We start from the raw sequence: 22,510 nt of genomic DNA, 5'->3' as shown, positions 1-22,510 counted from the left end.
GCGCCGCGGCCGCTTCTAACGTTCCGGTCATGGAAAACAACACCATCGCCCCCGCCCGCACCTTCGCCCCGCTCCTCTGGCTGGTCCTGGTCATCAGCGCCGGAACCAACGCCGTCGGTTCCGTGACGGGACTGGATTTCACCCTCCGCACGGTCGCCGGCTCGGTCGCCCTGGTCTGCACCGTCCTGCTGATCACCCACTACGTCCGCCGCCGCAAGGCCAGGTAGTCGCCGAGGCGCGCCGACGCGTCGAGCATGGCGACGCCCTGGGCCGTGAGCCGCGCCTGCCAGCCCGCCAGCGCACGGGACAGCTCCTCGGTGCCGCCGGCCGTCCGGATCTGCTCGACCACCGTGGCGATGTGCCCCAGCGGGTAGCCGCCGCGGCGCAGGAGGTGGGCGACGTCGGCGTCGCGGACGTCCTCCGCGCGGTAGACGCGGTAGCCCGCGGCGTCGCGCGCGGGCGTCAGGATGCCGGCCTGCTCCCAGTTCCGCAGGGTCGCCGGCGTGACGCGCAGCCGGTGCGCCAGCTCGCCGATCGTCCGGGCGCCGGGGTCCGGCGCGGGTTCCACCGTCAGGTCGCCCACGGCGCGGCGCACCGAGTCGAGGGTTTCGCGGTCGCGCAGCAGCCGGGCGTGGCCGCGGTCGATGGCCAGCAGGGCGTCGTCGAGGTGGCCGTCGTGGAGCGCGAGCATCACGCGACCGGCCACCGGGTGGCCGTATCCCTTGATCAGGGCCAGGTAGGCGCGCAACGCGGCCGCGTGGGTCCCGGTGTAGATCCGGTAGCCGCTCGGCGTGCGGTCCGCGGGCGGGAGAAAGCCGTCCGCTTCGTAGTTGCGGACGGCCTGGGTCGAGAGCCCGTGCTCGCGGGCCAGGTCGGCGGGTCTCATCGAGTTGAGACTTTACCGGGTCCGGCTCCGGCGAAGTCTCAACTGTTCTTTCAACGATACGCTTGAGCCTCATGAGTCAGGACATCCGAGACTTCGCCCCTCCGTCGTGCACCCTGCTGGGTTACGGCGAGCCGTCGCACCAGGAACCCGCGTTTCCCTTGCGGCGCAACGCACTCTTCGCCCAGCTGGCCGGCCACGGCTTCCGTTCGATCGCCCTCGAGACCGACCGGGTGGCCGCGCTCGCCGTGGACGGCTTCGTCCGCGACGGCGTCGGCACCCTCGACACCGCGATGAAGGAAGGCTTCTCGCACGGCTTCGGGGAGCTGGAAGCCAACCGGCGCCTGGTCGCCTGGATGCGCGAGCACAACGAGCCCCTCCCGGCCGCGGATCGCCTGGCGTTCCACGGTTTCGACGCGTCCACCGAGATGATGAGCGCACCCGGCCCGCGACGCTACCTCGAACACGCCCGTGACTACCTGGGCCTCGACGTCGACGTCGCGAGCCTCGCCGGCGACGACGACCGGTGGAGCCGCACGGAAGCCGTGATGGACCCGGCGGCCTCCCCCGGCGCCACGCCGGAAGCCGACGCCCTGCGCGCGCTCGCCGACGACCTGCTGACCACGCTCTACAGCCGCGCGCCGGAGCGGATCGCGGCGACCTCGCGCGCCGAGTGGGTCCGCGTGCGGACGCACCTCACCGCCGGGCTCGGCCTGCTGCGCTACCACAAGCAAGCGGCGATCGACGGCGCCGAACGGTATTCACGGCTCAGCGGCACCCGGGACGCGATCATGGCGCAGAACCTGCTCGACATCCGCGACCTCGAGGACCGGCGGGGGCCGACGTTGGTGTTCGCCCACAACAGCCACCTGCAGCGCAGCACGAGCACCTGGAGTTCGGCGGTGGCGAACCTCGTGTGGTCGGGCGCCGGCTCCATCGTGGGGTCGTTGCTGGGCGAGCGGTACGTCTTCGTCGCCGGGAGCGTCGGGCGCAGCGAGGCGCTCCGGCTCGGGGAGCCCGAGCCGGAGACCTACGAGGCGTCGCTGCAGGACCGCGTCGACGGCTGGGGCCTCGTGCGCGCGGTCGAGCCCGGCCGCACGCGCACGGACGCCATCCCGGAGACGGGCTACTTCCCGCTCACCCCCGAGGTCCTCGACGGCGCCGACGCGGTCCTGCACATCAGCGCGACGACCTGAGCGATCGCGATCAGGGCGACGGCCGTCCAGACCGGCGCCGCCACCGCCCCGAGCACCGGGCCGGCGGCGGCGCCGACGTTCAGCGCCGACGTCGCGTACGAGCCCGCCATCGTCGGCGCGCCCGAGGCCAGTCGCAGGATCCGGGCGATCACCGTGCTCCCGACGGCGAACGACAACGCGCCCTGCGTGCAGGCCAGGACGGGCAACGTGGCCGGGACCAGCGCCAGCACGACCCAGCCCGCGAGCAGCAGGAGCCCGCCGATCGCGACGACCCGGCCGGGCCACCGGTCGGCGAGCCGGCCCGCCGCCGTCACGCCGGCGAAGCAGCCGACGCCGAAGATCGCGAGGACCAGCGGCACCGGCGCGATCCCGGTGGCCAGCGACGCCAGGGCGGTGAAGACGCCGAACGTCGCCGCGTTGACCAGAGCGCCCAGCAAGAGCGTCCCGGCGAGCGGCGGTCGTCGCAGCTGGGCGAGTTCCTTACGCAGCCCGGACGGCTTCGCGGTCGCGGGAGTGCCGGGAATCCGCGCGACTCCCGCGACCGCGGGCACGCACAGCAGCGCGACGGCCCAGAACGCCGCGCGCCAGCCGAACGCGGCGCTCAGCAGCGCGCCGCCGGGAATGCCGGCGACGCAGGCGAGCGTCGTGCCGCCGAGCAGGACGGCCAGCGCGCGGCCCGTCCGTTCCGGCGGCACGAGTCCCGCGGCCGCGGTGAGGGCGACGGCGAGAAAGCCCGCGTAAGCCACCGCGGCCACCGCCCGCGTCACGAGGAGTACGGCGAACGATCCGGTGAGTCCGCCGACGACGTGCGTCGCGACGAACACCGCGAGGAACACCGGCAACGCGGTGCGACGCCGCCAAGAACGGGCCACGGCGGCCATCAGCGGCGCGCCGACGACCAGGCCGACGGCGAACGCGGACGTCAGGAATCCGGCCTGCGCCGGGGAAATCCTCAGCGCGCCGGCGATATCGGGCACCAGCCCGGCGAGCATGAACTCGGACGTGCCCATGGCGAACACCGCCAGGGCGAGGAAGCAGACAGGAAAGGGCACGACAGGCTCCAGGGATCACGAGATCGGCAGACGACTTCGTGGTCACCCGGGGACCCGGGCACGCGGGCGGTGAAAGGAGCGAGCTACCGGGCTGCCGGGGCGACCGACAGCCCGGTCCTGGACGCTTCGGGGCTCGACACGCGTCCGACGATACCGTGGGCCCATGTTCGAGCAGGAAGTCGCACGCGTGGACGCCGTCCTGGCACCGATCGCGAACGCCCCGTACGACGGGGAGCCGTTCGAGGTGGTCCTTCCGCCCGGTGCACGGGAAGTCCTGCGCGCCCTGCTGGACCACTACGCGACCGGCGACGACGACGCCCGGGCCGAGGTCCGCGCGTTGTTCGAGCGGTACCCGTCGTTCCGCTGGGCGGTGTCCCTGCCCGACGCGGACTTCCGCACCCGGCTGCTGCACTTCTCGGCCTGCGACCAGGGCGCCGATCCGCGCGACGAACTCCTGGCGCTCAACGCCCTCTGCGCCGCGGCGCGCGCCGACGGCGTCGACGTCCGGCCGGTACTGCGGGAGGTCGCGGCGCTGTCGAGCCCGGTGGACAAGTACGGCATGGGCTCGACCCGGGACTTCCTCCTGCGCAGCGCAGACTAGCTACGGCCGCGGCTTGTCGTGAGTGGTCAGGGCGGTTAGAACCGCCCTAACCACTCACGACCGGAAGCTGGCCCGGTAGGCGTTCGGGCTTGTCCCGACGACCCGCTTGAACCGCTCCCGAAACGCCGTCGGTGAGCCGAAGCCCACCTCGCCCGCGATCCGGTCCACCGCGTAGCCCGTCGCCTCCAGCAGGTGCTGCGCGCGCCGGACGCGCACCCGCAGCAGCCATTGCAGCGGCGTCGTGCCCGTCTGCTCGCGGAAGCGGCGGTTGAGCGTCCTCGTGCTCATCCCGGCGTACGCGGCGACGTCCTCGAGGGTCAGCTCCTTCGCGCAGTTCTCCTCCATCCACGTCAGCACCGGCTCCAGCGCCGAGCCGCGCGGGGTCGGGGGCTGGTCGTGGACGATGAACTGGGCCTGGCCACCCTCGCGTTCCAGGGGCATCACCGACAGCCGGGCCGCGTCGGCCGCCACCGCCGAGCCGTGGTCGCGGCGGATCAGGTGCAGGCACAGGTCCAGGCCGGCCGCCGCGCCCGCCGACGTCAGGAACCGGCCGTTGTCGACGTAGAGGACGTCCGGGTCGACGTCGATCGCCGGGTGCCGCCGAGCCAGCTCGGCCGCGCCGACCCAGTGCGTGGTCGCGCGGAGGCCGTCGAGCAGGCCGGTCTCGGCGAGGATGAACGCGCCCGAGCAGATCGACGCGATCCGCGCGCCCCGCGCGGCGGCCCGCCGCAGCGCGTCGAGCACTTCGAGAGCCACCGGCGGGTTCGCGTCGCGGCCCGGCACGATGACCGTGTCCGCGTCGTCGAGCCCGTCGAGGCCGAACGGCGGCCGCAGGGTGAACGCGCCCGCGTCGACCTCGGGGCTCGCGCCGCAGATCCGGACCTCGTACCCCGGCCGCCCGCTCGGCAGCAGCGTCCGGGAGAACACCTCGATCGGCGTCGCCAGGTCGAACGGAACGACCCGGTCCGGCGCGAAGACGGCCACGATGTGCATGGCACCACGATAGGCCCGGCCTACCCGGCCGTCGGCGGCTCCGGGCGGAGGCTGCGCAGCATCAGGTTGGCGAAGTGCTCGCCCACCTGCTCACCGGTCAGCTCACCGTCGGCGTGGTACCACATGCCGAGGCGGTGGATCGCGCCGTAGTGGTAGTTGATGACCAGGTCGGCCGGGACGTCGGCGCGGAAGACGCCCGACCGCTGGCCTTCCTCGACGAGGTCGCGCACCCGCTCGTGGTAGCGCCGGCGTTCGGCACGCACCTGGACCTGTTTGGACTTTTCGAGCAGCGAGAACGACTGGAAGAACACGGTCGCCGCGTCGAGGTCCGCAATGGACGTCACCACGACGTCGGCGATGATGGCGTGCAACCGTTCCGGCAGCGGCATGTCCGACTCGGCGATGGTGCGCATCCGCCGGGTCTGCATCCGCAGCATCGCGGTGTAGATCTCGAAGAGCAGGTCGTCCTTGGACTCGAAGTAGTGGTACAGGCCACCTTTGGTGACCCCGGCCGTCTCGACGATCTCGCGGACCGTCGTGGCCTCGAACCCCTTCTCGGCGAACAACCGCACCGCGGCCCGCACGACCTTTTCCCTGACCGCCATGTCTTCACCTTAAGCGAGGGGGTGGGCCGGCTCGCGCGGCGCCGCGAACCGGCCCACGTCTTCTCACTTACCCAGCAGGTTCACCTGGTCGGGGGTGACGCGTTCGCCGCTGTACGGCGTGATCGCGCCGGTGCCCCGGTCGGTGACGGCCGGTTGCTGGATCACCGTCGTGGTCGTGTCCGGGTTGATCTTGAACACGTACGCGCCGGTGTAGCCCGAGTGCGAGTCCTTCGAGAACCCGAACGGCGTCAGGCCCGGTCCCTTGAGCGAGCCGGAGCTCATCGCGTCGACGATCTTCTTGCGCGTCGGGTCCGGCCCGGCGGCCTTCAGCGCCTGGCCGAACGTGTACGCCTGCACCATGCCGTAGAACAGCGTGTTGGTGAGCGGCTCCTTCGGGATGTACTTGTCGTGGATGCCCTTGAAGTAGGCGACCCACGGGTCGGACGTCTGCGCGACGTCGGGCAGGTAGCCGGTCCCGATCAGCCCGGCGAGCAGCTGTCCACTGGAGACGCTGGCGCCGCCGCGCTTGGCGAAGTCCTGCAGCAGCCCGGAAAGCGTCGCCGGGTCGGCGCCGATGCTGCTGACGACGAACTGCGGCTTGTAGCCGATCTTCGCCGCGGCCAGGATGGCGAGCGCGGTGAACGCCGGGATGCACTCGCAGACCACGACCTCCGCGCCGGCCCCCTTGAGCGCGGACAGCTGCGGGGTGACGTCGGTGTTCGCGCTGTCGTAGCCCTGCCGGACCACGGTCTGGTCCTTGACGAACTGGTCGAGCCCGGCCTGGGTGTCGCGGCCGACGTCGTCGTTCTGCGTGAAGTACCCGACCTTCTTGCCCGCCAGGTTGTCCTTTATGTACTTGCCCTGGATCTTGCCCTCACGGGTGTAGTCCACCTGGTACCCGAAGGTCATCGGCGCCTTCTGCGGGTTGTCCCAGGCGAGCGCGCCCGAGGAGACCAGCAGGTCCGGCACGCCTTCGGTGTTCAGGTAGTCGACCACCTTGGAGTGGGTGGGCGTGCCGAGCCCGCCGACGATCGCGAACACCTTGTCCTGCAGCACGAGCTTCTTGACGACCTCGACGGTCTTGGTCGGGTTGTAGCCGTCGTCCTCGACGCGGTAGTCGATCTTGCGGCCGTTGATGCCACCGCCGTCGTTGATCGCCGAGTACACCGCGCGGGCGCCGACGGAGATCTTGCTGTACCCGGGCGCGGCCGGGCCGGTGAGCGGCTGGTGGGAGCCGATCACCACGGTGTCCTTGGTGACGCCGACCGCCGAATCCGCGGCCTGGGTGCCGCTGCTGTCGTTCTCCCCCGCGCCGCCGCACGCGCTCAGCGTGAGGGCGGCGGCGAGAAATCCCGCACCGATTCTAGTCCTTCTCATGGTTCTCCTTCTCACTCGGCGGTCGACGACGGAGGCCGCCGCGTAGTCGTTCGAAGCCGCCCTGGATGCCGCGTGGGAAAGCGAGCACGACGACGATGAGGATCACGCCGTACACCGCGAGCGGGAGGTTGTTGGCCACGTCGGTGTTCAGGTGGAGCACGTCGGCGAGGTCCTCGGCCCACGCCTGGAAGTAGACGAGCGCGATCGCGCCCCACAGCGCGCCCCACAGCGACCCGAGCCCGCCGAGGACCACCGCGGCCAGCAGGCTCAGCGACAGCGCGGGCGTGAACGAGCCGGGCGCGGCGGTGCCGAGCAGGTACGCCTGCAGGCCACCGGCGAGCCCGCCGCAGACCGCGCTGACGAGGAACGCCAGGATCTTCGTGCGCCCGACGTGGATCCCGCTCAGCGCGGCGGCGACCTCGTCGTCGCGGACGGCGCGGAAGGTCCGGCCGAGCTTGCCGCGCACGATGTTCGCCACGAACACCAGCGCGATGAGCACGCTGAGCCAGACGATCCAGGTCTGCCAGCGCAGTTCCGGCACCACGCCGGCCAGGCCGGCCGGTCTGCTGTGGACGGTGAAGCTCAACCCGTTGCTGCCGCCCAGGAAGTCCTGGAACCGGCGGGTCAGCGCGGGCAGGCCGACGGCCAGCGCGAGCGTCGCCCCGGCGAGGTACGGCCCGCGCAGCCGGGCCGCGGCGGCCCCGGCCAGCAGCCCGCCGAGACCGCCTGCGGCCGCGGCGAGCAGCAGGTCGGCCCACAGCGGGAACGCCGGGACCCGGCGCACCAGCAGCGCGACGGTGTACGCCCCGATGAACATGAACGCGCCGTGCCCCAGGGAAACCTGGCCGGTGAGGCCGGTCAGCAGCGTCAGCCCGGCCACCGCGATCAGGTAGTAGCCGACGGTCGCGATCCGCAGGTTGGTGAACTCGTCGGTGACCAGGGAGAGCACCACGACGACGGCGAGCGCGCCCAGCGCGGCCAGGATGTGCAGGACCAGGGGCGGCAGCCGGCGCTTCCCCGCGCGGGCGGGCGAACCGGCCGGGGCCTCCGGGAGACTCGTGCGCACGCTCACACCCGCCTCGCCTTCGCGCGCCCGAACAACCCGGCCGGCCGCAGCGTCAGCACGATCACCAGGATGGCCAGCGCCGCGATCGTCACCGTCTCCGGTCCGAAGTAGCCGGACACATAGGACAGTCCGACGCCGAGCACGAACCCGCCGGCGATGGTGCCCAGCGGGTTGTCGAGCCCGCCGAGCACGGCCGCGGTGAGCGCGTAGACGAAGACGCCGTCCAGGACGTTCGGGAACAGGAACGGCGGGGTGGCCAGCAGTCCGGCCAGCGAGCCGACGGCCGCGGCCATCCCCCAGCCGACGGTGAGCATCAGCCCGACCCGCACGCCGAGGGTGCGCGCGACGTCCGGGGCGAACGCGGCCGCCCGCATCCGCAGGCCGAGCGGGGTGTACTTGAACACCACCAGCACGAGCGCGGCGATGGCGAGCACCACCAGCACCACGAACAGGTCGTTGGCGGAGAACCGGCCGACGAAGTCGAAGGCGTACGGGTAGGCCAGCGGCTCGTTGGACCAGATCATCCCGGCGACCGCCTGCAGCACCAGCAGCAACCCGAGGGTGACGATGATCGAGCTCAGTTCGGAGCGGTGGCGCAGCGGCCGGATCAGCAGCCGTTCGGTCACGACGCCCAGCAGCGTCCCGGCCACGATCGCGACGGCGAAACCGAGCCAGTAGCTGCCCGTCCCCTTGGTCACCGAGTACGCGAGGTAGGTCGAGATGAGGGCGAGCGCGGGCTGCGCGAAGTTCACCACCCGGGTGGCCCGGTAGATGATGACCAGCGCGAGCCCGAGGGCCGCGTAGACCGCACCGGCGGAGATCCCGCCGAGGGTCAGGTCGAGGAATTCCTGCATACCGGACCGTTCACCTCCCGTTTGATGGTCAGCAGCGTCAGAAGCCGAGATAGGCGTGGCGGAGGCCGTCGTCGGCCAGCAGCTCCGCCGCGGTGTCGACCGCCACGACGCTGCCGAGCGCGAGGACGTACCCGTTGTCCGCGATGGACAGCGCGCTGTGCGCGTTCTGCTCGACGAGCACCACGGTGAGCCCGGTCGAGGCCCGCAGGTCACGCAGGATCCGCATGATCCGCGCGGTGATCAGCGGCGCGAGGCCGAGCGACGGCTCGTCCAGCAACAGCAGCTGGGGCCGGCTCATCAGCGCCCGGCCGATGGCCAGCATCTGCCGCTCGCCCCCGGAGAGCGTCGCGGCGAGTTTCGCCGAACGTTCTTCCAGCGGCGGGAAGAGCTCGTACACCTCACGCTTGGCGGCCGCGCGGTCGGCGCGGTCCCGCCGCCACAGCGCGCCGAGACGGAGGTTCTCCTCGACGGTCAGCTCGGTGATCACGCCACCGCCTTCGGGCACGTGCGCGACGCCGCCGCGCGCGATGCGGTCCGGCGCCCGGCCCCGCAGTTCCGTGCCGTCCCAGGTGATCCGGCCTTCGCGGGCCGGCTGCAGGCCGCTGATCGTGCGCAGCAAGGTGGTCTTGCCGGCCCCGTTCGCGCCGAGCACGGCGGTGATGCCCCCGCGGTCGACGGTCAGGCTGACACCGTCGAGCGCGCGGACGGCGCCGTAGGCCACGGAAAGGCCCTCGATCTCAAGCACCGGTCGCCTCCTCGGCGGAGAACGCTTCGACGTCGAGCACCGGGCGCCGTCGCGGCCGGATCGCGGGGGCCCTTCGCGGCCACCCGGGGTCGGCCAGGCCGCCCGCCAGGCCGTCGAGCACCCGGCAGCTCCACGGCCGAGCCGCCGCGCCTTTCGGGACTGCGTTGTGCGCCAGGGAAAAGCTCTGTACCTCAAGCACCGGTCGCCTCCTCGGCGGGATCGCCGAGGTAGGCCTCGGCCACGCGGGGGTCGGCCTGGATCTCGGCCGGGCTGCCCGCGGCGATCACCTCGCCGAAGTTGAGCACCACGACGCGGTCGCAGACCTGCATCACCAGGTCCATGTGGTGCTCGACCAGCACCACCGCCATCTGCCGGCGCAGCGAGAGGATCAACGTCGTGAGCTCGACCAGCTCGGCGGCCGAGAGCCCGCTCGCCGGTTCGTCGAGCAGCAGCAGGTCCGGTTCGGCGACCAGCGCGCGGGCCAGCGCGACGCGTTTCCGGACGCCGTAGGGCAGGACGCCGGGCAGCCGGTCGGCGAGCTCGGCGATCCCGAGCTCCCCGAGCGTCTCGCGGGCCCGGTGGGCGAGGTCGGCCTCGTCGCGGGCCGAGCGGCCGGCACCGGCGAGCGCCGGGAGCACGCCGGAGCGAGCGTGGCGGCCCGCGCCGGCCATCACGTTCTCCAGCACGGTCAGCCCGGCGAAGAGGCCGAGGCCCTGCAGCGTGCGGACGATCCCGAGCCCGGCGAGGTGCTCGGGGCGGTGCCGGACCAGCGGCGTCCCGCGCCAGAGGACGCGCCCGGACTGGGGGCGGACGAAGCCGCAGATGACGTTGAACAGCGTCGTCTTCCCGGCGCCGTTGGGGCCGATGACGCCGACGACCGTGCCCTCGTCGACGCTCAGCCGGACGTCGCGCAGCGCGGTGAGACCACCGAACCGCACGGTGAGGCCGTCGACCACGAGCAGGCCCTCGCCGGGAAGTGTCATCGATGACCCCTCTAGTTCTCACCATGTGGACCAGTCCGTACCGCGCGGTCGGTATGAAGAGGGTGGGGCGCGGCGCCAGCCGTGTCAAGGTGCGAACCGGCAGCATCCGGATCTTCCGGGCTGGTCCGAAAATTTCGCGAAGCACGTCCTCGACGGGAAGCGGCGACGTCCGCGAAACGACCGAAGGCGGGTGCGCAGAGTGCGCACCCGCCTTCGGCCGTCGAAAGCCCGGGATCAGCCGGTACCGGACTGCGGCGCGATCATCTCCGAGGCGTCGACCTTCGTCTGGATGATGCCCAGCTGCTGGAGCAGGTCCGGCACGCGCTGGATGCGGCGGGCGTCGAGCGTGGAGCCGAACGTGGGCATCACCATCAGGCTCGCGATGTCCTGGTCCACCCGGGCGTTGCGGACGACCAGCGGCTCGATCCGGCCGCGGTCCACCGAGTCGCGGGTGGCCTTGAGCATCGCGCGCTGGAACGCCGCCATCGTCCTGGGGTGCTCCTGGACCCACTTGCCGGTGGCGCCGAACCCGGTCAGCGGGAACGACTGGGTGCTCCCGCTGGCGGCGTCGACGACCGGGTACGCGCCGGCCACCTTGGCGGCCTGGGTGAGGAACGGCTCCGGCTGATAAGCGGCGTCGACCTTGCCCTGGGCCAGCGCGGCGCCCATCTCCGGCAGCGGCATCGGGACCCACTGCACCTTGCTGAAGTCGATGCCGTGGTCGCGCATCACCGACCGGGTCAGGATGTCCGACGCGGCGTTCTTCGAGCTGATCGCGATCCGCTTGCCCCCCAGGTCGTTCACGGTCTTCACCGGCGAGTTCGGCACGGTGACGACCTCGTTGCTGAGCGGGCTCGCCGAAGTCGCGTCGGCCACCAGCCGGACGTCGGCGGAACCGTTGCTCTTCGCCAGGAAGAACAACGTGTACGTGGACAACGCGATGTCGTCCTGGCCCTTCGTCATGCGCGTCAGCGATTCCTGGCCGCTGGCGGCGAGGTCGGTCTGCACGTCGAGGCCTTCGGCCTTGAAGTAGCCGCCTTGCTGGGCCAGCCACAGCGTCGCGAGGTCGACGGCGGTGAAGATGGCGACCCGGATGGCCGGTTTCTCGACGTCGCCACCCGCGGAACCACTTCCGCCCGCCTGGTCGCAGCCGGCCAGCAAAAGCCCGGCGGAAAAGAGCACAGCGAGCCGCCGTAGCGAGGCGCGTCGGAACATGACACTCCCGGAAAACACTGGACAGAGCAGGGAAACCGGCCGGTATGGCCGTGATCTGCCGGACTGTAGATGACGCTTTCCACAGTCGCAAACGTGTTGCCGACAAAAGAGAACACGTTATTTCCGGAAAAGGATCACCGGACATCGTTCAGTGCGGAGCACGCAAGCAACCCACCAATACACCGCCACGGAAATGAGCAACGGCAAATTGCAATCGGCGTTTTCCCGTCGAGGACGGTCCCGATGGGCGCGCGGTCGGTCACCGGCTGACCCGCGCCCGCCGCAGGCGGCGCGTCGCCCGGATCGACAGAGTCCCGAGAAACTTTCCGGGGACCTGTCGATTCCGGCCCGCCGCCGCGTCGGGTGGGTGAGAAGGTGCACCGGACGATCAGGAGGAGCCTTGCGGTACATGCTGATGATCTGCGACGACGGCGCGGAGCTGTTCAGCCCGCCCGAGATCGACGCCCGGCCGGAGTTCGTCGCCTGGCTGCGGGACGTCGAGGCCCGCGGCGCCACCCACGTGGGGACGCTGCTGCGGCCGCCCGCCGAAGCCGTCACCGTGCGGGTGCGGGACGGGCAGCGGCTGACGTCGGACGGCCCGTTCGCCGAGACGAAGGAATGGGTCGCCGGCTGCGAGGTCGTCGAGTGCGAGGACCTCGACGGGGCCATCGCGATCGCGTCCGCCCATCCGTCCGCCGGGCGGTTCCCCATCGAGATCCGGCCGTTCTGGGAGGACTGAGCGATGAAGTTCCTGATGTGGGTGTGCGTCGACCCCGAGCTGGTCGGCACCGCGGAAGAGGACCCGGGCGACTGGGTCGCCGAGGCCGGCGCGCGCCGGCTCGAAGGCAGCCGGCTGCGGCCGGTCGGCGACGCGACGACGCTGTGGCCGCGCGACGGCGGCACGTTCGTCTCGGACGGCCCGTTCGCCGAGACGAAGGAGCAGATCGCCGGGTACGACATCCTCGAGTGCGCCGACCTGGCCGAGGCGATCGACGTCGCCGCGGCGCACCCGGTCGCGAAGTTCGGCGCGATCGAGCTGCGGCCCGTGTGGGAGTGACCGAGTCCGTCGCCACGGCGGTCGACGACGCGTTCCGCACCGAGTGGGGCCGCGTCGTCGCCACCCTGATCCGGGTCACCGGCGACTGGGACCTGGCCGAGGAGTGCGCCCAGGAGGCGTTCGCCAAGGCGCTGGCCACCTGGCCCCGGGACGGCGTGCCGCGCCGTCCCGGGGCGTGGCTGACGACGGCCGCCCGCAACCGGGCCCTGGACAAGCTGCGGCGCGGCACCGCCGAGGCGAACCGGCTGCGCGAGCTGGCCGTCACCGCACCCGTCGACGACGAGCCGCCGGAACCCGACGATGTCCCCGACGACCGGCTGCGGCTGATGTTCACCTGCTGCCACCCGGCGCTGCCGCTGGAAGCGCAGGTCGCGCTCACGCTGCGGACCCTCGCCGGCCTGACGACCCCGGAGATCGCCCGCGCGTTCCTGGTGCCCGAACCGGCGATGGCGCAGCGGATCGTGCGGGCCAAGCGGAAGATCCGGAACGCCCGGATCCCCTACCGCGTCCCGCCCGCCGAGCTGCTGCCCGAACGGACGGCGGGGGTGCTCGGCGTGCTCTACCTGCTGTTCAACGAGGGCTACTCGGCCAGCGCGGGCGCCGACCTGGTCCGCCAGGCCCTGACGGCGGAGGCGATCCGGCTCGCGCGCGTCGTCCTCCGCCTGCTGCCGGACGCGCCGGAGGCCGGCGGGCTGCTGGCGTTGATGCTGTTCCACGACGCCCGCCGCGCGACCCGCACCGACGACGACGGCGACCTGATCACCCTCGCCGACCAGGACCGCACCCGCTGGGACCGCACGCTGATCGACGAGGGCGTCGCCGTCCTGGACGAGGCGCTGGCGCTCGGCCGGCCGGGCCCGTACCAGCTCCAGGCGGCGATCGCGGCGTGCCACGCGACGGCGTGGCACGCGGCGGACACGGACTGGGCCCGGATCGCCCGGCTGTACGAGCTGGTGGCGAAGCTGAACCCGTCCCCGGTGGTCGAGCTGAACCGGGCGGTGGCGGTGGCCATGGCCGACGGGCCGTCCGCCGGCCTGACCCTGGTCGACGCGCTCGCGGACGGCGGGCAGCTGGCGGGCTACCACCTGCTCCCGGCCACACGCGCGGACTTCCTGCGTCGCCTGGGCCGGGCCGGCGAAGCGGCCGAGGCGTACCGGGCGGCGCTGGAGCTGGCGCCGACCGACGCGGAGCGCCGTTACCTGGCCCGGCGAATCGGCGAATTGCAGTAACAAACCACCCCGCCGCGGAGACTCTGGCCGCGAATCGCGACGCGCGAAGAGGGTGGGGAACGATGAACGACTCCTGGAAGTACCGGCCGCCGCTGCTGTCTCCCAGGTTCGGCCACGAGGTGGCGCGCGCCGGCGACGACATCTTCGTCATCGGCGGCACCGACGGGACCGCCGGCCACAGCTCCGTGGAGACCCGCAAGGTGACGGGCCGCGGCGAATGGCACCACGTCAGCCCGCTGCCGGCCCCGCGCCGCGACCACGCCGTCGGCGTGGCCCGCGGCCAGGTCTACGTCACCGGCGGCACCGTCGGCGACCGCCCCACCGACGCCGTCGACCGCTACGACCCGCAGCTCGACGAGTGGAGCCCGGCACCGCCCCTGCCCGTGCCGCTCGCCATGGCTTCGGCCGCCGGTCTCGGGGACCTGCTCTACCTCGCGGGTGGCAGCGCCGGGGACAGCGCCTCGGACGCGGTGCTCGTCTTCGACCCGGAGGAGAAGCGCTGGGACCCGGTGGCCCCGATGCGCACCCCCCGGACCCGGTTCCGGCTGCTCGCTACGGAAACCCACCTGTACGCCATCGGCGGGCTGGCCGGCGGGCCGCAGGACATGCTCGACTCGGTGGAGCGGTACTCGGCCGAGACGGACACCTGGGAAGCCGTGGCCCCGATGCACAAGCGGCGGGCGCTCCCCGGCGTGGCGCTGCTCGGCGACCGGATCGTGGTCGTCGGCAGCGAACCGGCGGCCGAGGACCCGATCGCGCGCGACCGCACGACCGAGGTCCTCGACCTGGGCACGGGAGCGTGGCACCTGCTCGCCACGCTGCTGCCCCACGGCCGGTCGTCGGTGGTCTGCACCGCCGGCGCACCGCACCGGGTCCTGGCGATCGGCGGCCGCGCGAACCCCTACGGCCAGCGGATCACGGTGCCCGGCGTGCTCTCGCTGAAGGTGCTGTGACTCAGCAGAACCAGCCGGACTGGACCCAGCCTCTCTTGTTGACGTTGCCCATGGCGTAACCCTCGGCCCAGTCGCCGCTGGGCGAGTACCGCGACAGCTCGAAGTGGTCGCCGCGGTAGAGCGTGCCGACGATGACGCCGGCGGGCTGCGTGCGGACGTACAGGTCCGTGGCGCAGATTTCGTGGACGGTCCCCGCCGAGGCGGCGGGGGCGAGGGTGATCGCCGCGGACACGGCGAGCGTCGCGGCCGCCAGACCGCCGGCGATGCGTGCTGTGGTCATGTCTTTCTCCCGTCAGTCCAGTGAGAAGCAGCTGCGGAGCAGGAAGCCCCACTTGCTCGCGCCGTGCCAGAAGACGTCGGCCGAGTTGTGGTCCGACGTGATGTACCGGACGCCGATGTAGTTGCCCTGCACGAGCGTGTCGATCGGGTCGGAGTGGCCCTGCCCGGAGGTGTAGTTGCCGAAGAGCGTGGCGGACGAGCAGGTGATGTGGGCGGCGCGCGTCGGCACCCACGGGTCGCCGATCGTGCCGCTTCCACTTTGGACGGTCGTGGTCCCGGCCTCCGCCGGGGCGACGGCGAGGCCGCCCGCCGCCGCGGCCAGTGCGACCACCGCGCAGGCGCGTTTGACGCTGGTGAACGTCATCATCGGTCCTTTCCTCAGCGGTTTCTCCGCTGCTCGGAAAAGAACTACCGAGTCGGTCGTCCCGGCGGAAGCCCACGTCGTGACCGTGCGTGCACACTTCGGGTCTCACCGTGCAACCGCCCAGGTCAGCGTGGCTCGAAGGCGGGCAGGCGCGGCCCGCCGGGCGGGGCACCGGCGGCCGGTCCGGCTCCGGCGGATGTGCTCCCGCCGGGGCGGGACGACATACTGGTGCCATGCCCCGTCCGAAGCACGTCCTCGCGAGCGATCTCCGGCTCCCGGACGCACTGGAGCCGGGGCGGCCGAAAGGCGACCAGCTCCGCGAGATCATCGAAAGCGTCGCGACGGAGGCGGGCCCCGGCAGGCTGATGCCGTCCGAGCGGTTCCTCGCCGAGCACTTCCAGGTGGCCCGCGGCACCGTCCGCCAGGAGATCAACCGCCTGGTCGCCGACGGCGTCCTCTACCGCCAGCACGGCACGGCGACCTTCACCGCCCAGCGCCAGGCCGCGCACATCGACATGCTGACGTCGTTCACCGAGGACATGAGCGCCCGGGGCGTCGTCCCGAAGACGAAGGTGCTGCACGCCGAGATCGAGAGCGCGGGCCCGCGCATCGCCGGCCGCCTGAACGTCCCCCCGGGCGCGCGGGTGTTCCGCCTGGAGCGGCTGCGCTATGTCGAGGACGAGCCGTTCGCGGTCGAGCGCACCAACCTGTCGGTCGACCGGTTCCCCGACATCGAGCTTTTCGACTGGGAGACGCAGTCCCTGCACCGCACGCTGGAGGAGCGCTGGGGCGTCCGGGCGGACTGGAACGACACGGCGATCTCCGCGGTCCTCCCGAACACCCACGACGCGGGCCTGCTGGGCATCGAAGCCACCCAGCCGTGCCTGATCATCGAGGGCACGCTCCACGACCAGAGCGGCGGCGTCATCGAGGCGGGCCGGTCGCTCTACCGCGCGGACCGCTACACGGTCTTCACCCAGGCCCGCCGCAGCGGCGGCTAAGCCACTCCAGTCACCGTGTTGGCCACTCCAGTCACCGTGTTGGCCACTCCGGTCACCGTGTTGGCCACTCCGGTCACCATGTTGGCCACCCATGAACGACAAGCCGCTCGGCAACGGCCAACTCGGTGCCCGGAACGGCCAACACACTGACCGCAACGGCCAACACGGACGTCGGACCGGGCGCTAGACGTAGTGGCTCTTGAGTGCCTTCGCGCAGTGCGCCACCAGCACCTCCGCCGCGTCCGGGCCGAAGAGCGTCACGTACGACTCGTAGATCCCGTCGCGGTGCCCGTTCGCGTCCGGCAGGTACCCCAGGTAACCGTCGGTGTACCCGATCACCCGCGTGTGCCGGAACGGGCTGCCCTCGCGAATCCGCAACCCCAGTGACGCGAACAGCTCGAACGGCGTGTGCAGCCAGGCGATCTCCCCGAGCGACACCACGCTGACCGGCACCTCCGCGCACCCCGTGGGCCGGTCGCTGGCCGCCATCACGGCGAGCATCGCGCAGCCCTCGTAGCGGGTCTGGGCGATCCGGACGGCCGGGTGGTCCGAGCCGTGGCGGGACAGTTCGCGCTGCCACTCGCCTTCGGCCGACTCGCGCAGCTCCAGACTGTCCTCAATGGACGGTACGTCGCGGTAGGGCAGGTACAGCGACGAGCGGGTCAGCCGGACCGGGCCGGTGGCCGGGGCCGACGACGTGGCCGCGAGCGTCCGGGCGATCGACGTCGCCAGGTGGCCGCCCAGCGTGCGGACCTCGTCGTGGTCGCGGCCGCGGCGGACGAAGCGGGAGCTGGCGTCGCCCGCCGCGCCCTGGAGGAACGCCGCGACCGGGCGGCCCATCAACGCCGCCAGCTCGCGGCGGGTCGCGCCCGGCCAGTCCGCGGACCAGCGCAGGTTCTCCGGGCCCAGCACCGTGGGGTGGCTCGCGTAGTCGAACAGCAACGCGGCGGGGGTGTCGTCGTCGCGCCGCAGTTCGAGCACGCCGAACGACGTGTCGTGCGGGCCGTCGGGGTCGTAGCGGTTGCTGCCGACCGCTTCCGTCTCGCCCGCGTGCCACCGGGCCCGGACCCGTCTTCGGCAGGCGCGCAGCAGGGCCGCGGCGCCGGTGACCTTCTCCGTCATGCGCTCGACCAGGCCGGTGTCCCGCTGCCCCGGCAGCCCGGGGTGCAGCGGACCGGTCCAGCCTTCGGGCCCGGAGTGCGTGTGCGATGCGCAGACGAGCACGCGCTCGGCGTCGATGCCGACGGCGTCCGCGACGGCGTCAGCCAGGGTGCGGGTGAGCCCGGCGTCCACGGCCAGCGCGTCCAGCGCCACCCACAGCACCCCGGGGTCGTCGTCGGTGGACAGCCAGATCAGCGACGCCTCGAGGTCGTCGTGGGTGCCGGTCGCGACGCCGTTGCGGGCCAGGTAGCCGCCCAGCGGGTGCCCGGGTCCCGGGGTGATCCGCACGTCCTGCGCGGCGAGCAGGAGCGAGGCGGTCACCAGGTGGATTCCAGGACGTCGACGACGCCGTCCCGGCCGGCGGCGCGTGCCACCCCGGCCAGCTCGGTGACGTCGGCGGCGGGGTGCAGCAGGACCTCCAGCAGCATCGGCAGGTTCAGCCCGGACACCAGCTCGACGCGGGCCGGCCCCTCGGCCGCGAGCGCGCGGACGGCGTTGAACGGCGAGCCGCCGTGCAGGTCGGCGAGCACGAGCAGCTCGGCGGCGGCGCCGGCCAGCTCCCGCAGCCGGGCGCCGAAGTCCTCCGGGCGGTCGCTCGGGTTCAGCTCGCAGACCTTCAGCCGCGCCTGCGGGCCGAGGATCATCTCGGCCGCTTCGCCGACGCCCGAAGGCAAGCTGCCGTGCCCCGCGAGGATGATCGGGATCGACATGACGGGCTCCTAACTCTTCGCAGGCCCGGCGGGTGCGAACCAGCCGAGCCACCCCAGTGCGACGCCGACGACCATGACGACCGCGATGATCCAGATCGGCCGCATCCGGGCCTTCGCCGCGAGCAGGTACACCCCCGCCGTGACCAGTACCGGCAGCAGGAACGGCACCAGCTCGTCGAGCCGGTCCTGGATCGCCACCGCCTGCGTCACCGCCTGCCCCTGCACGGTGGTGGTCTGCCGGTAGGTCAGCGTGGTGACGACCTTGACGATCGACGGGATGAACCCGCCGAGCACCACGAACCCGAGCACCGTCGCACCCTGCGCGACGCGGGCCAGCGCGCCGGCCGCGAGGTGCCCGGCCAGCCGCTTGCCTTCACGGTACGCGAACCCGAACTGCCAGCGCCGGATGAGCGCGTAGGGCACGAGCACCATGACGGCGGCGAACGCCGGGCCGAGCCAGTTGCCCTGCAGCGCCCACGACGCGCCCATCGTGAAGATGATGCTGTTGTACAGCGCGAAAACGAGGGTGTCGCCGATGCCGGCGAGCGGGCCCATCAACGCGACCTTGGTACTGGCCGCGGAAGTCGGGGTGCCCGCTTCCTCCAGCGCGACGGCGGAGCCGAGGATCAGCGGCCCGCCGACGAGCACCGAGGTGTTGAAGAACTGCATGTGCCGCTGCAGCCCGGCGGTGTAGTCGGCCTTGTCCGGGTAGAGCCGGCGCAGCACCGGTTCCATCGAGTACGCGAAGCCGAGCGCCTGCATCCGCTCGTAGTTCCAGGAGATCTGGCTCGACCAGAAGTACCGGCGGTAGGCGCGGCGCAGGTCCTGCTTCGTCAGCCGAGGATCCACAGTGGACTCTTCGGCGACGGCTTCCGAAGCGGTCTCCGGCACGGCCGCCGGCTCTTCGCGCTTGAACGTCACGAACAGCATCGCGACCGCGACGCCGACCAGCGCGACGCCCAGCACCGGCAGGTGCAGGTAGGCGAACGCGACGAAGCCGATGAGCAGCAGGTACCAGTACTTCCGCAGCTCCATCATGCCGAGCAGCAGCGCGAACCCGACCGCGGGCAGCAGCGAGCCGGCCAGCGTCATGCCGTTCACGAAGCCGGCGGGGATGCCCGCCGTGATGTCCTTGACCAGCCCGCCGGACGCGGCGAGCGCGGCGAGGAATGTCGGGATGGCGCGCACCGCCACCCACGGGATGAGACTCACCCAGTGGATCATCGCCATCCCGCGCGCGTTGCCGTCGGCGGCGTAGGCGTCGGCGCGGTGCACCAGCCCGGTGGTCACCATCTTGCCGACCGGGTCCAGCGCGGAGAGCAGGACCGCCGCCGGCAGCCCGACGCCGAGCCCGACCGCGACCTGCGCGGACGTGCCCCCGGCGGCGCCCGCGGCCAGCGCGGTGCCGACGATCGCGCCGGTCTGGTAGTCCGGGATCGTCGCCCCGCCGTAGGTGTAGACGCCGAGCGCGGCCAGCTCCAGCGTCGCGCCGATCAGCAGGCCGAGCAGCGGGTTGCCGGTGATCAGGCCGGCGACCGAACCGGCGATCAGCGGGCGCTGGGCGTAGATGAGGAACGGGCCGAGCCCGTCGTAGGTGCAGTAGACGGCCCAGACGGTCAAGGCCAGCGCGACGAGCATCCCGGGCTCACAGCCCCTTTCGATCGAGCAGCGCGACGAAGTCGGCGGGTTTGTCCTGGGGCATGAGCTGGGTGACGAGCGGGACGCCGGCCGCGGCCAGCTTCCGGTAGCCGACGGCCTCGTCCGCGGTGACCGCGATCGAGCGGGTGACCATGGTGTAGCCGTCGCCGGGCCGGGGCGCGGCGTTGCCGACGTTGACGACCTCGGGCCGCAGCCCGCCCTCGACGAGGCGGAAGACGTCGTCCGGGTGCTTGGCGATGATCATCACGTCGCCGGCGGCGGGCGCGAGCAGCGTGTCGGCCACCGACAGCACCTCGGTGGGCAGGCCGCGCGCGGCCTGCGGGAGCAGCATCCGCTGCAGGTCGTCGGCGGCGACGTCGTCGTTGCAGACGAGCAGCCGGCGCACGCCGAGACGACGGGTCCAGGCGACGGTGACCTGCCCGTGGACCAGCCGGTTGTCGATGCGAACGTGCGCCCCCGCCATGTTTCTCCTCCCAGATGGCAGGAGACATCCTGGTTCGTCGCAGTAGCGAAGTCAATACTCCGGGTGACCGACCGCGGGTGCCCGAGAAGTGCGCGCGACCAAGGAGACAGCCTCGCGCGGGCCGACGGCAGGACCCCTCAGACCTCCCGTCGGCCCCGAGCGCGCGAAGCCCTCTTTACGTATCCCGGCGTGAATCCCCGGACCCTCCCATAAAGGTATATACCAGTATGGACCGTCTAGATCGACTGTCAAGACCCGTACCGCTCAGCGGACCGAGCCCGCCGGGCCGGCCGTCGTCGATCGGTGCCCGGTTCACCCAAGCTGTCCGCTCTTGTCAGTGACAGCCATCGGGGCCGCTTCTATCATCCCGAGTGGTCTAGACCGCCTGCGTACCGACACGAGCTGCCCCGCCACCGTCGCGAACGTGACGATCGCGCAGGCCGGCATGGGAGGAGTCGACACGATCACCAACGCGGCCAACGGCACCGCGATCCAGCCGTGGACCGCAACGGCACGTGCCCGCCTGATCTTTCCGTGATTTTCTCGCGAAGAGGTTCCCATTCGGACGGAAACTGGCAGAATGCGGAATGACCTGCCGGTTTCCGTCCCCACCAAGATGTCGTCGAGAACTCGTCGAAATCCCGGCAGAAAGCGCGCAACCTGGCCGCGCCCTCGTCGTTAAGCGCAACGCCGGTCAGAACCCGCTCACGTGGGCGACCGACACGCTGCGAAGCCGGGCCGTTACGGCTTCGCTCAGGGAGGGAAAGCAATGCCGGCCGTTACCGCGAACATCGTCCCGCTCCGGCACGCGCGCCCGGGGGTCGTGGCGTACGTGAAGAGCCCGGACGAATGGTTCGTCGCCAACAGTGGCTGGATCCAGGGCAGCGAAGGCGTCGCGTTGATCGACACGTGCGGCACCGAGCAGGCCACTTTGGAACTGGTCCGCGACGTCCGCAAGTACGCGCCCGAAAGCGCGCAGCGACTCACCGTGGTCGTGACGCACGCGCACGGTGAGCACCACAACGGTGTCGGGGTCGCGCTGCGCGACGGCGGGACCGTGCTCGCCGCGCCCGCGAGCGTCGAGCTCGTCAAGGCCGGGCCGCAGACCTACGGCAACGTCTTCACCTGCACCCAGTGGGGCGTGCTGGAGCCGCCGGAGCCCGCCGCGGTCCGCCCGGTCGCCGGCTGGAAGCGGCTCGACCTCGGCGGCGCGGTCGCCGACGTCGTGGCCGTGCCGGGCACCGCGCACACGGCCGGTGACCTGGTGGTGCACGAGCCGCGTTCGGGCACGCTGTTCACCGGCGACCTGGTGTTCATCGGCAGCACGCCGATGGCGGTGCACGGCTCGATCCCGGGCTGGCTCGACGCGCTCGACTGGCTGCAGGACACGTTCCGCCCGCGGACGCTCGTGCCCGGCCACGGGCCGGTCGCGAACCCGGGCCACAGCGCCGTGCACGCGATGCGCGTCTACCTGGAGTGGCTCCTGGACGCGACCGCGCGCAGCCGCGACTTCTCGAAGCTCGCGACCCAGGCTTCGCTGCGCTGGCCGACGTGGACCAACCCGGAACGCCACATCGGCAACCTGATGCGCGCGTACGCCGACCAGCACGGCCTCAAGCTCGACGTGGACCTCGCGGTCGACGCGGTGATCGCCGCCGCGGGCGGCCGCATCGACCTGGACTACCTGCTGGGCGCCGAACCGGTCCGCCGGATCTCCTAAGCGGGCCCGAGGCTTTCGAGGAGTTTCCGCAGCATCTCCGCCAGGTCCTCCCGCTCGTCGTCTTCGAGCGCGGCGAGGATGCGGTGTTCGGTCGCGACGTGGTCCGGGGGACGCTCGGCGTGCCACTGTCCAGCACCCGGTCCACGTGGTCGGCGCGTTCTTCGCACTGCTGCTCGTCGCGGGCGGACTGGTGCTCGCGCTCGCGGCGCGGTCGTGCTCGCCGCCGTCGTGACCGCTCGGCGACGGGCACTGGGCCGGACGGCTGCTAATAATTATCAGCCTTTGACAACGTCTCCGCGTGCCACCGACTCTGAAGTGGTCTGAACAACTCGTGATCACCGGCC

The 22,510-nt window shown here is 71.9% G+C and carries 27 protein-coding genes; 9 read left to right on the top strand and 18 right to left on the bottom strand.

Annotated features, from left to right (window positions below):
• Positions 1-29: 29 nt before the first annotated feature.
• Positions 30-227 (top strand): hypothetical protein, encoded by a 198-nt coding sequence (locus ACLJQZ_RS36765; RefSeq protein WP_410624863.1) that lies wholly within the window; start codon positions 30-32, stop codon positions 225-227.
• Here the strand turns inward: ACLJQZ_RS36765 and ACLJQZ_RS36760 are convergent.
• Positions 200-886, bottom strand: coding sequence for a TioE family transcriptional regulator (locus ACLJQZ_RS36760; protein ID WP_410624861.1), 687 nt, complete (start codon positions 884-886; stop codon positions 200-202). The genes ACLJQZ_RS36765 and ACLJQZ_RS36760 overlap by 28 nt on opposite strands.
• Positions 887-957: 71 nt before the next feature.
• Between ACLJQZ_RS36760 and ACLJQZ_RS36755 the strand changes: the two genes are divergently transcribed.
• The gene (locus ACLJQZ_RS36755) at positions 958-2,079 is read left to right on the top strand and encodes an erythromycin esterase family protein (protein ID WP_410624860.1); all 1,122 of its coding nucleotides are present in this window, start codon (positions 958-960) and stop codon (positions 2,077-2,079) included.
• Here the strand turns inward: ACLJQZ_RS36755 and ACLJQZ_RS36750 are convergent.
• Positions 2,010-3,131 carry a Cmx/CmrA family chloramphenicol efflux MFS transporter gene (locus ACLJQZ_RS36750; RefSeq protein WP_410624858.1) on the bottom strand — a complete coding sequence of 374 codons (1,122 nt, stop codon included), beginning with the start codon at positions 3,129-3,131 and terminating at the stop codon, positions 2,010-2,012. The genes ACLJQZ_RS36755 and ACLJQZ_RS36750 overlap by 70 nt on opposite strands.
• Before the next feature lie 163 nt (positions 3,132-3,294).
• Here ACLJQZ_RS36750 and ACLJQZ_RS36745 point away from each other — a divergent pair, with 163 nt between their 5' ends.
• Entirely contained in the window at positions 3,295-3,732 is a 438-nt protein-coding gene (locus ACLJQZ_RS36745) for a hypothetical protein (RefSeq protein WP_410624856.1), read from the top strand.
• Between the two features lie 54 nt (positions 3,733-3,786).
• Here the strand turns inward: ACLJQZ_RS36745 and ACLJQZ_RS36740 are convergent, their stop codons facing one another.
• The 9 genes from ACLJQZ_RS36740 to ACLJQZ_RS36700 all read right to left on the bottom strand — a co-directional run bounded on the left by ACLJQZ_RS36740 (position 3,787) and on the right by ACLJQZ_RS36700 (position 11,570).
• Positions 3,787-4,725, bottom strand: a complete 939-nt coding sequence (locus ACLJQZ_RS36740; RefSeq protein WP_410624854.1) for a GlxA family transcriptional regulator — start codon at positions 4,723-4,725, stop codon at positions 3,787-3,789.
• 20 nt (positions 4,726-4,745) lie between these two features.
• A complete protein-coding gene (locus ACLJQZ_RS36735; RefSeq protein WP_410624852.1) occupies positions 4,746-5,330 on the bottom strand; it encodes a TetR/AcrR family transcriptional regulator in 585 nt (194 codons plus the stop codon).
• 63 nt (positions 5,331-5,393) lie between these two features.
• Complete coding sequence (locus tag ACLJQZ_RS36730) at positions 5,394-6,707, bottom strand: ABC transporter substrate-binding protein (protein ID WP_410624850.1); 1,314 nt, start codon at positions 6,705-6,707, stop codon at positions 5,394-5,396.
• On the bottom strand, positions 6,694-7,779 hold the full coding sequence (locus ACLJQZ_RS36725) for a branched-chain amino acid ABC transporter permease (protein ID WP_410624848.1): 1,086 nt from the start codon (positions 7,777-7,779) through the stop codon (positions 6,694-6,696). Before ACLJQZ_RS36725 ends, ACLJQZ_RS36730 begins: the two co-directional genes overlap by 14 nt.
• On the bottom strand, positions 7,776-8,627 hold the full coding sequence (locus ACLJQZ_RS36720) for a branched-chain amino acid ABC transporter permease (RefSeq protein WP_323332191.1): 852 nt from the start codon (positions 8,625-8,627) through the stop codon (positions 7,776-7,778). Before ACLJQZ_RS36720 ends, ACLJQZ_RS36725 begins: the two co-directional genes overlap by 4 nt.
• Before the next feature lie 37 nt (positions 8,628-8,664).
• Positions 8,665-9,372: an ABC transporter ATP-binding protein gene (locus ACLJQZ_RS36715; RefSeq protein ID WP_410624846.1), complete on the bottom strand. Its 708-nt coding sequence runs from the start codon at positions 9,370-9,372 to the stop codon at positions 8,665-8,667.
• Positions 9,365-9,571, bottom strand: a complete 207-nt coding sequence (locus tag ACLJQZ_RS36710) for a hypothetical protein (protein ID WP_410624844.1) — start codon at positions 9,569-9,571, stop codon at positions 9,365-9,367. Before ACLJQZ_RS36710 ends, ACLJQZ_RS36715 begins: the two co-directional genes overlap by 8 nt.
• Positions 9,564-10,355: an ABC transporter ATP-binding protein gene (locus tag ACLJQZ_RS36705; protein WP_410624842.1), complete on the bottom strand. Its 792-nt coding sequence runs from the start codon at positions 10,353-10,355 to the stop codon at positions 9,564-9,566. Before ACLJQZ_RS36705 ends, ACLJQZ_RS36710 begins: the two co-directional genes overlap by 8 nt.
• A 234-nt stretch (positions 10,356-10,589) precedes the next feature.
• Positions 10,590-11,570 (bottom strand): ABC transporter substrate-binding protein, encoded by a 981-nt coding sequence (locus ACLJQZ_RS36700; RefSeq protein ID WP_410624840.1) that lies wholly within the window; start codon positions 11,568-11,570, stop codon positions 10,590-10,592.
• A gap of 409 nt (positions 11,571-11,979) precedes the next feature.
• On the opposite strand from ACLJQZ_RS36700, the gene ACLJQZ_RS36695 reads away from it, so the two are divergent.
• The 4 genes from ACLJQZ_RS36695 to ACLJQZ_RS36680 all read left to right on the top strand — a co-directional run bounded on the left by ACLJQZ_RS36695 (position 11,980) and on the right by ACLJQZ_RS36680 (position 14,809).
• Positions 11,980-12,309: a YciI family protein gene (locus tag ACLJQZ_RS36695; protein ID WP_410624995.1), complete on the top strand. Its 330-nt coding sequence runs from the start codon at positions 11,980-11,982 to the stop codon at positions 12,307-12,309.
• Positions 12,310-12,312: 3 nt separating this feature from the next.
• Entirely contained in the window at positions 12,313-12,627 is a 315-nt protein-coding gene (locus tag ACLJQZ_RS36690) for a YciI family protein (RefSeq protein ID WP_410624838.1), read from the top strand.
• On the top strand, positions 12,624-13,856 hold the full coding sequence (locus tag ACLJQZ_RS36685) for an RNA polymerase sigma factor (RefSeq protein WP_410624837.1): 1,233 nt from the start codon (positions 12,624-12,626) through the stop codon (positions 13,854-13,856). Before ACLJQZ_RS36690 ends, ACLJQZ_RS36685 begins: the two co-directional genes overlap by 4 nt.
• A gap of 62 nt (positions 13,857-13,918) precedes the next feature.
• The gene (locus ACLJQZ_RS36680; protein WP_410624835.1) at positions 13,919-14,809 is read left to right on the top strand and encodes a Kelch repeat-containing protein; all 891 of its coding nucleotides are present in this window, start codon (positions 13,919-13,921) and stop codon (positions 14,807-14,809) included.
• A 1-nt stretch (position 14,810) separates the two neighbouring features.
• Here the strand turns inward: ACLJQZ_RS36680 and ACLJQZ_RS36675 are convergent, their stop codons facing one another.
• Together ACLJQZ_RS36675 and ACLJQZ_RS36670 are read right to left on the bottom strand one after the other, a co-directional pair.
• Entirely contained in the window at positions 14,811-15,089 is a 279-nt protein-coding gene (locus ACLJQZ_RS36675; protein ID WP_247061473.1) for a hypothetical protein, read from the bottom strand.
• A gap of 12 nt (positions 15,090-15,101) precedes the next feature.
• Complete coding sequence (locus ACLJQZ_RS36670) at positions 15,102-15,452, bottom strand: hypothetical protein (protein WP_410624833.1); 351 nt, start codon at positions 15,450-15,452, stop codon at positions 15,102-15,104.
• A 233-nt stretch (positions 15,453-15,685) separates the two neighbouring features.
• Here ACLJQZ_RS36670 and ACLJQZ_RS36665 point away from each other — a divergent pair, with 233 nt between their 5' ends.
• On the top strand, positions 15,686-16,453 hold the full coding sequence (locus tag ACLJQZ_RS36665; protein ID WP_410624831.1) for a GntR family transcriptional regulator: 768 nt from the start codon (positions 15,686-15,688) through the stop codon (positions 16,451-16,453).
• A 183-nt stretch (positions 16,454-16,636) separates the two neighbouring features.
• On the opposite strand, the gene ACLJQZ_RS36660 is transcribed toward ACLJQZ_RS36665, so the two are convergent.
• Genes ACLJQZ_RS36660 through ACLJQZ_RS36645 form a run of 4 tightly spaced genes read right to left on the bottom strand, consistent with a single transcriptional unit; the run spans position 16,637 to position 20,446 of the window.
• The gene (locus ACLJQZ_RS36660; RefSeq protein ID WP_410624829.1) at positions 16,637-17,935 is read right to left on the bottom strand and encodes a hypothetical protein; all 1,299 of its coding nucleotides are present in this window, start codon (positions 17,933-17,935) and stop codon (positions 16,637-16,639) included.
• On the bottom strand, positions 17,932-18,324 hold the full coding sequence (locus ACLJQZ_RS36655; protein WP_410624828.1) for a PTS sugar transporter subunit IIA: 393 nt from the start codon (positions 18,322-18,324) through the stop codon (positions 17,932-17,934). Before ACLJQZ_RS36655 ends, ACLJQZ_RS36660 begins: the two co-directional genes overlap by 4 nt.
• A 9-nt stretch (positions 18,325-18,333) precedes the next feature.
• Positions 18,334-19,962 (bottom strand): PTS system mannose/fructose/sorbose family transporter subunit IID, encoded by a 1,629-nt coding sequence (locus ACLJQZ_RS36650; RefSeq protein WP_410624826.1) that lies wholly within the window; start codon positions 19,960-19,962, stop codon positions 18,334-18,336.
• Between the two features lie 7 nt (positions 19,963-19,969).
• Positions 19,970-20,446, bottom strand: coding sequence for a PTS system mannose/fructose/N-acetylgalactosamine-transporter subunit IIB (locus ACLJQZ_RS36645; protein ID WP_410624825.1), 477 nt, complete (start codon positions 20,444-20,446; stop codon positions 19,970-19,972).
• Between the two features lie 769 nt (positions 20,447-21,215).
• On the opposite strand from ACLJQZ_RS36645, the gene ACLJQZ_RS36640 reads away from it, so the two are divergent.
• Entirely contained in the window at positions 21,216-22,166 is a 951-nt protein-coding gene (locus tag ACLJQZ_RS36640; RefSeq protein ID WP_410624824.1) for an MBL fold metallo-hydrolase, read from the top strand.
• On the opposite strand, the gene ACLJQZ_RS36635 is transcribed toward ACLJQZ_RS36640, so the two are convergent.
• Positions 22,163-22,333 carry a hypothetical protein gene (locus ACLJQZ_RS36635; RefSeq protein ID WP_410624822.1) on the bottom strand — a complete coding sequence of 57 codons (171 nt, stop codon included), beginning with the start codon at positions 22,331-22,333 and terminating at the stop codon, positions 22,163-22,165. The genes ACLJQZ_RS36640 and ACLJQZ_RS36635 overlap by 4 nt on opposite strands.
• Between the last annotated feature and the right edge of the window lie 177 nt (positions 22,334-22,510).

The sequence above is a fragment of the Amycolatopsis sp. cmx-8-4 genome (assembly GCF_046548675.1).
Taxonomy (GTDB): Bacteria; Actinomycetota; Actinomycetes; order Mycobacteriales; family Pseudonocardiaceae; genus Amycolatopsis.
This window is presented reverse-complemented; position numbering and strand designations above follow the sequence as displayed.

Bases quoted from the DNA above. Each gene is read 5' to 3' on its own strand.
- ACLJQZ_RS36755 (WP_410624860.1), top strand. From the start codon at position 958: ATGAGTCAGGACATCCGAGACTTCGCCCCTCCGTCGTGCACCCTGCTG.
- ACLJQZ_RS36700 (WP_410624840.1), bottom strand. From the start codon at position 11,570: ATGTTCCGACGCGCCTCGCTACGGCGGCTCGCTGTGCTCTTTTCCGCC.
- ACLJQZ_RS36730 (WP_410624850.1), bottom strand. From the start codon at position 6,707: ATGAGAAGGACTAGAATCGGTGCGGGATTTCTCGCCGCCGCCCTCACG.
- ACLJQZ_RS36675 (WP_247061473.1), bottom strand. From the start codon at position 15,089: ATGACCACAGCACGCATCGCCGGCGGTCTGGCGGCCGCGACGCTCGCC.
- ACLJQZ_RS36645 (WP_410624825.1), bottom strand. From the start codon at position 20,446: ATGGCGGGGGCGCACGTTCGCATCGACAACCGGCTGGTCCACGGGCAG.
- ACLJQZ_RS36720 (WP_323332191.1), bottom strand. From the start codon at position 8,627: ATGCAGGAATTCCTCGACCTGACCCTCGGCGGGATCTCCGCCGGTGCG.
- ACLJQZ_RS36640 (WP_410624824.1), top strand. From the start codon at position 21,216: ATGCCGGCCGTTACCGCGAACATCGTCCCGCTCCGGCACGCGCGCCCG.
- ACLJQZ_RS36745 (WP_410624856.1), top strand. From the start codon at position 3,295: ATGTTCGAGCAGGAAGTCGCACGCGTGGACGCCGTCCTGGCACCGATC.
- ACLJQZ_RS36650 (WP_410624826.1), bottom strand. From the start codon at position 19,962: ATGCTCGTCGCGCTGGCCTTGACCGTCTGGGCCGTCTACTGCACCTAC.
- ACLJQZ_RS36655 (WP_410624828.1), bottom strand. From the start codon at position 18,324: ATGTCGATCCCGATCATCCTCGCGGGGCACGGCAGCTTGCCTTCGGGC.
- ACLJQZ_RS36680 (WP_410624835.1), top strand. From the start codon at position 13,919: ATGAACGACTCCTGGAAGTACCGGCCGCCGCTGCTGTCTCCCAGGTTC.
- ACLJQZ_RS36765 (WP_410624863.1), top strand. From the start codon at position 30: ATGGAAAACAACACCATCGCCCCCGCCCGCACCTTCGCCCCGCTCCTC.
- ACLJQZ_RS36670 (WP_410624833.1), bottom strand. From the start codon at position 15,452: ATGACGTTCACCAGCGTCAAACGCGCCTGCGCGGTGGTCGCACTGGCC.
- ACLJQZ_RS36665 (WP_410624831.1), top strand. From the start codon at position 15,686: ATGCCCCGTCCGAAGCACGTCCTCGCGAGCGATCTCCGGCTCCCGGAC.
- ACLJQZ_RS36735 (WP_410624852.1), bottom strand. From the start codon at position 5,330: ATGGCGGTCAGGGAAAAGGTCGTGCGGGCCGCGGTGCGGTTGTTCGCC.
- ACLJQZ_RS36705 (WP_410624842.1), bottom strand. From the start codon at position 10,355: ATGACACTTCCCGGCGAGGGCCTGCTCGTGGTCGACGGCCTCACCGTG.
- ACLJQZ_RS36690 (WP_410624838.1), top strand. From the start codon at position 12,313: ATGAAGTTCCTGATGTGGGTGTGCGTCGACCCCGAGCTGGTCGGCACC.
- ACLJQZ_RS36760 (WP_410624861.1), bottom strand. From the start codon at position 886: ATGAGACCCGCCGACCTGGCCCGCGAGCACGGGCTCTCGACCCAGGCC.
- ACLJQZ_RS36740 (WP_410624854.1), bottom strand. From the start codon at position 4,725: ATGCACATCGTGGCCGTCTTCGCGCCGGACCGGGTCGTTCCGTTCGAC.
- ACLJQZ_RS36695 (WP_410624995.1), top strand. From the start codon at position 11,980: ATGCTGATGATCTGCGACGACGGCGCGGAGCTGTTCAGCCCGCCCGAG.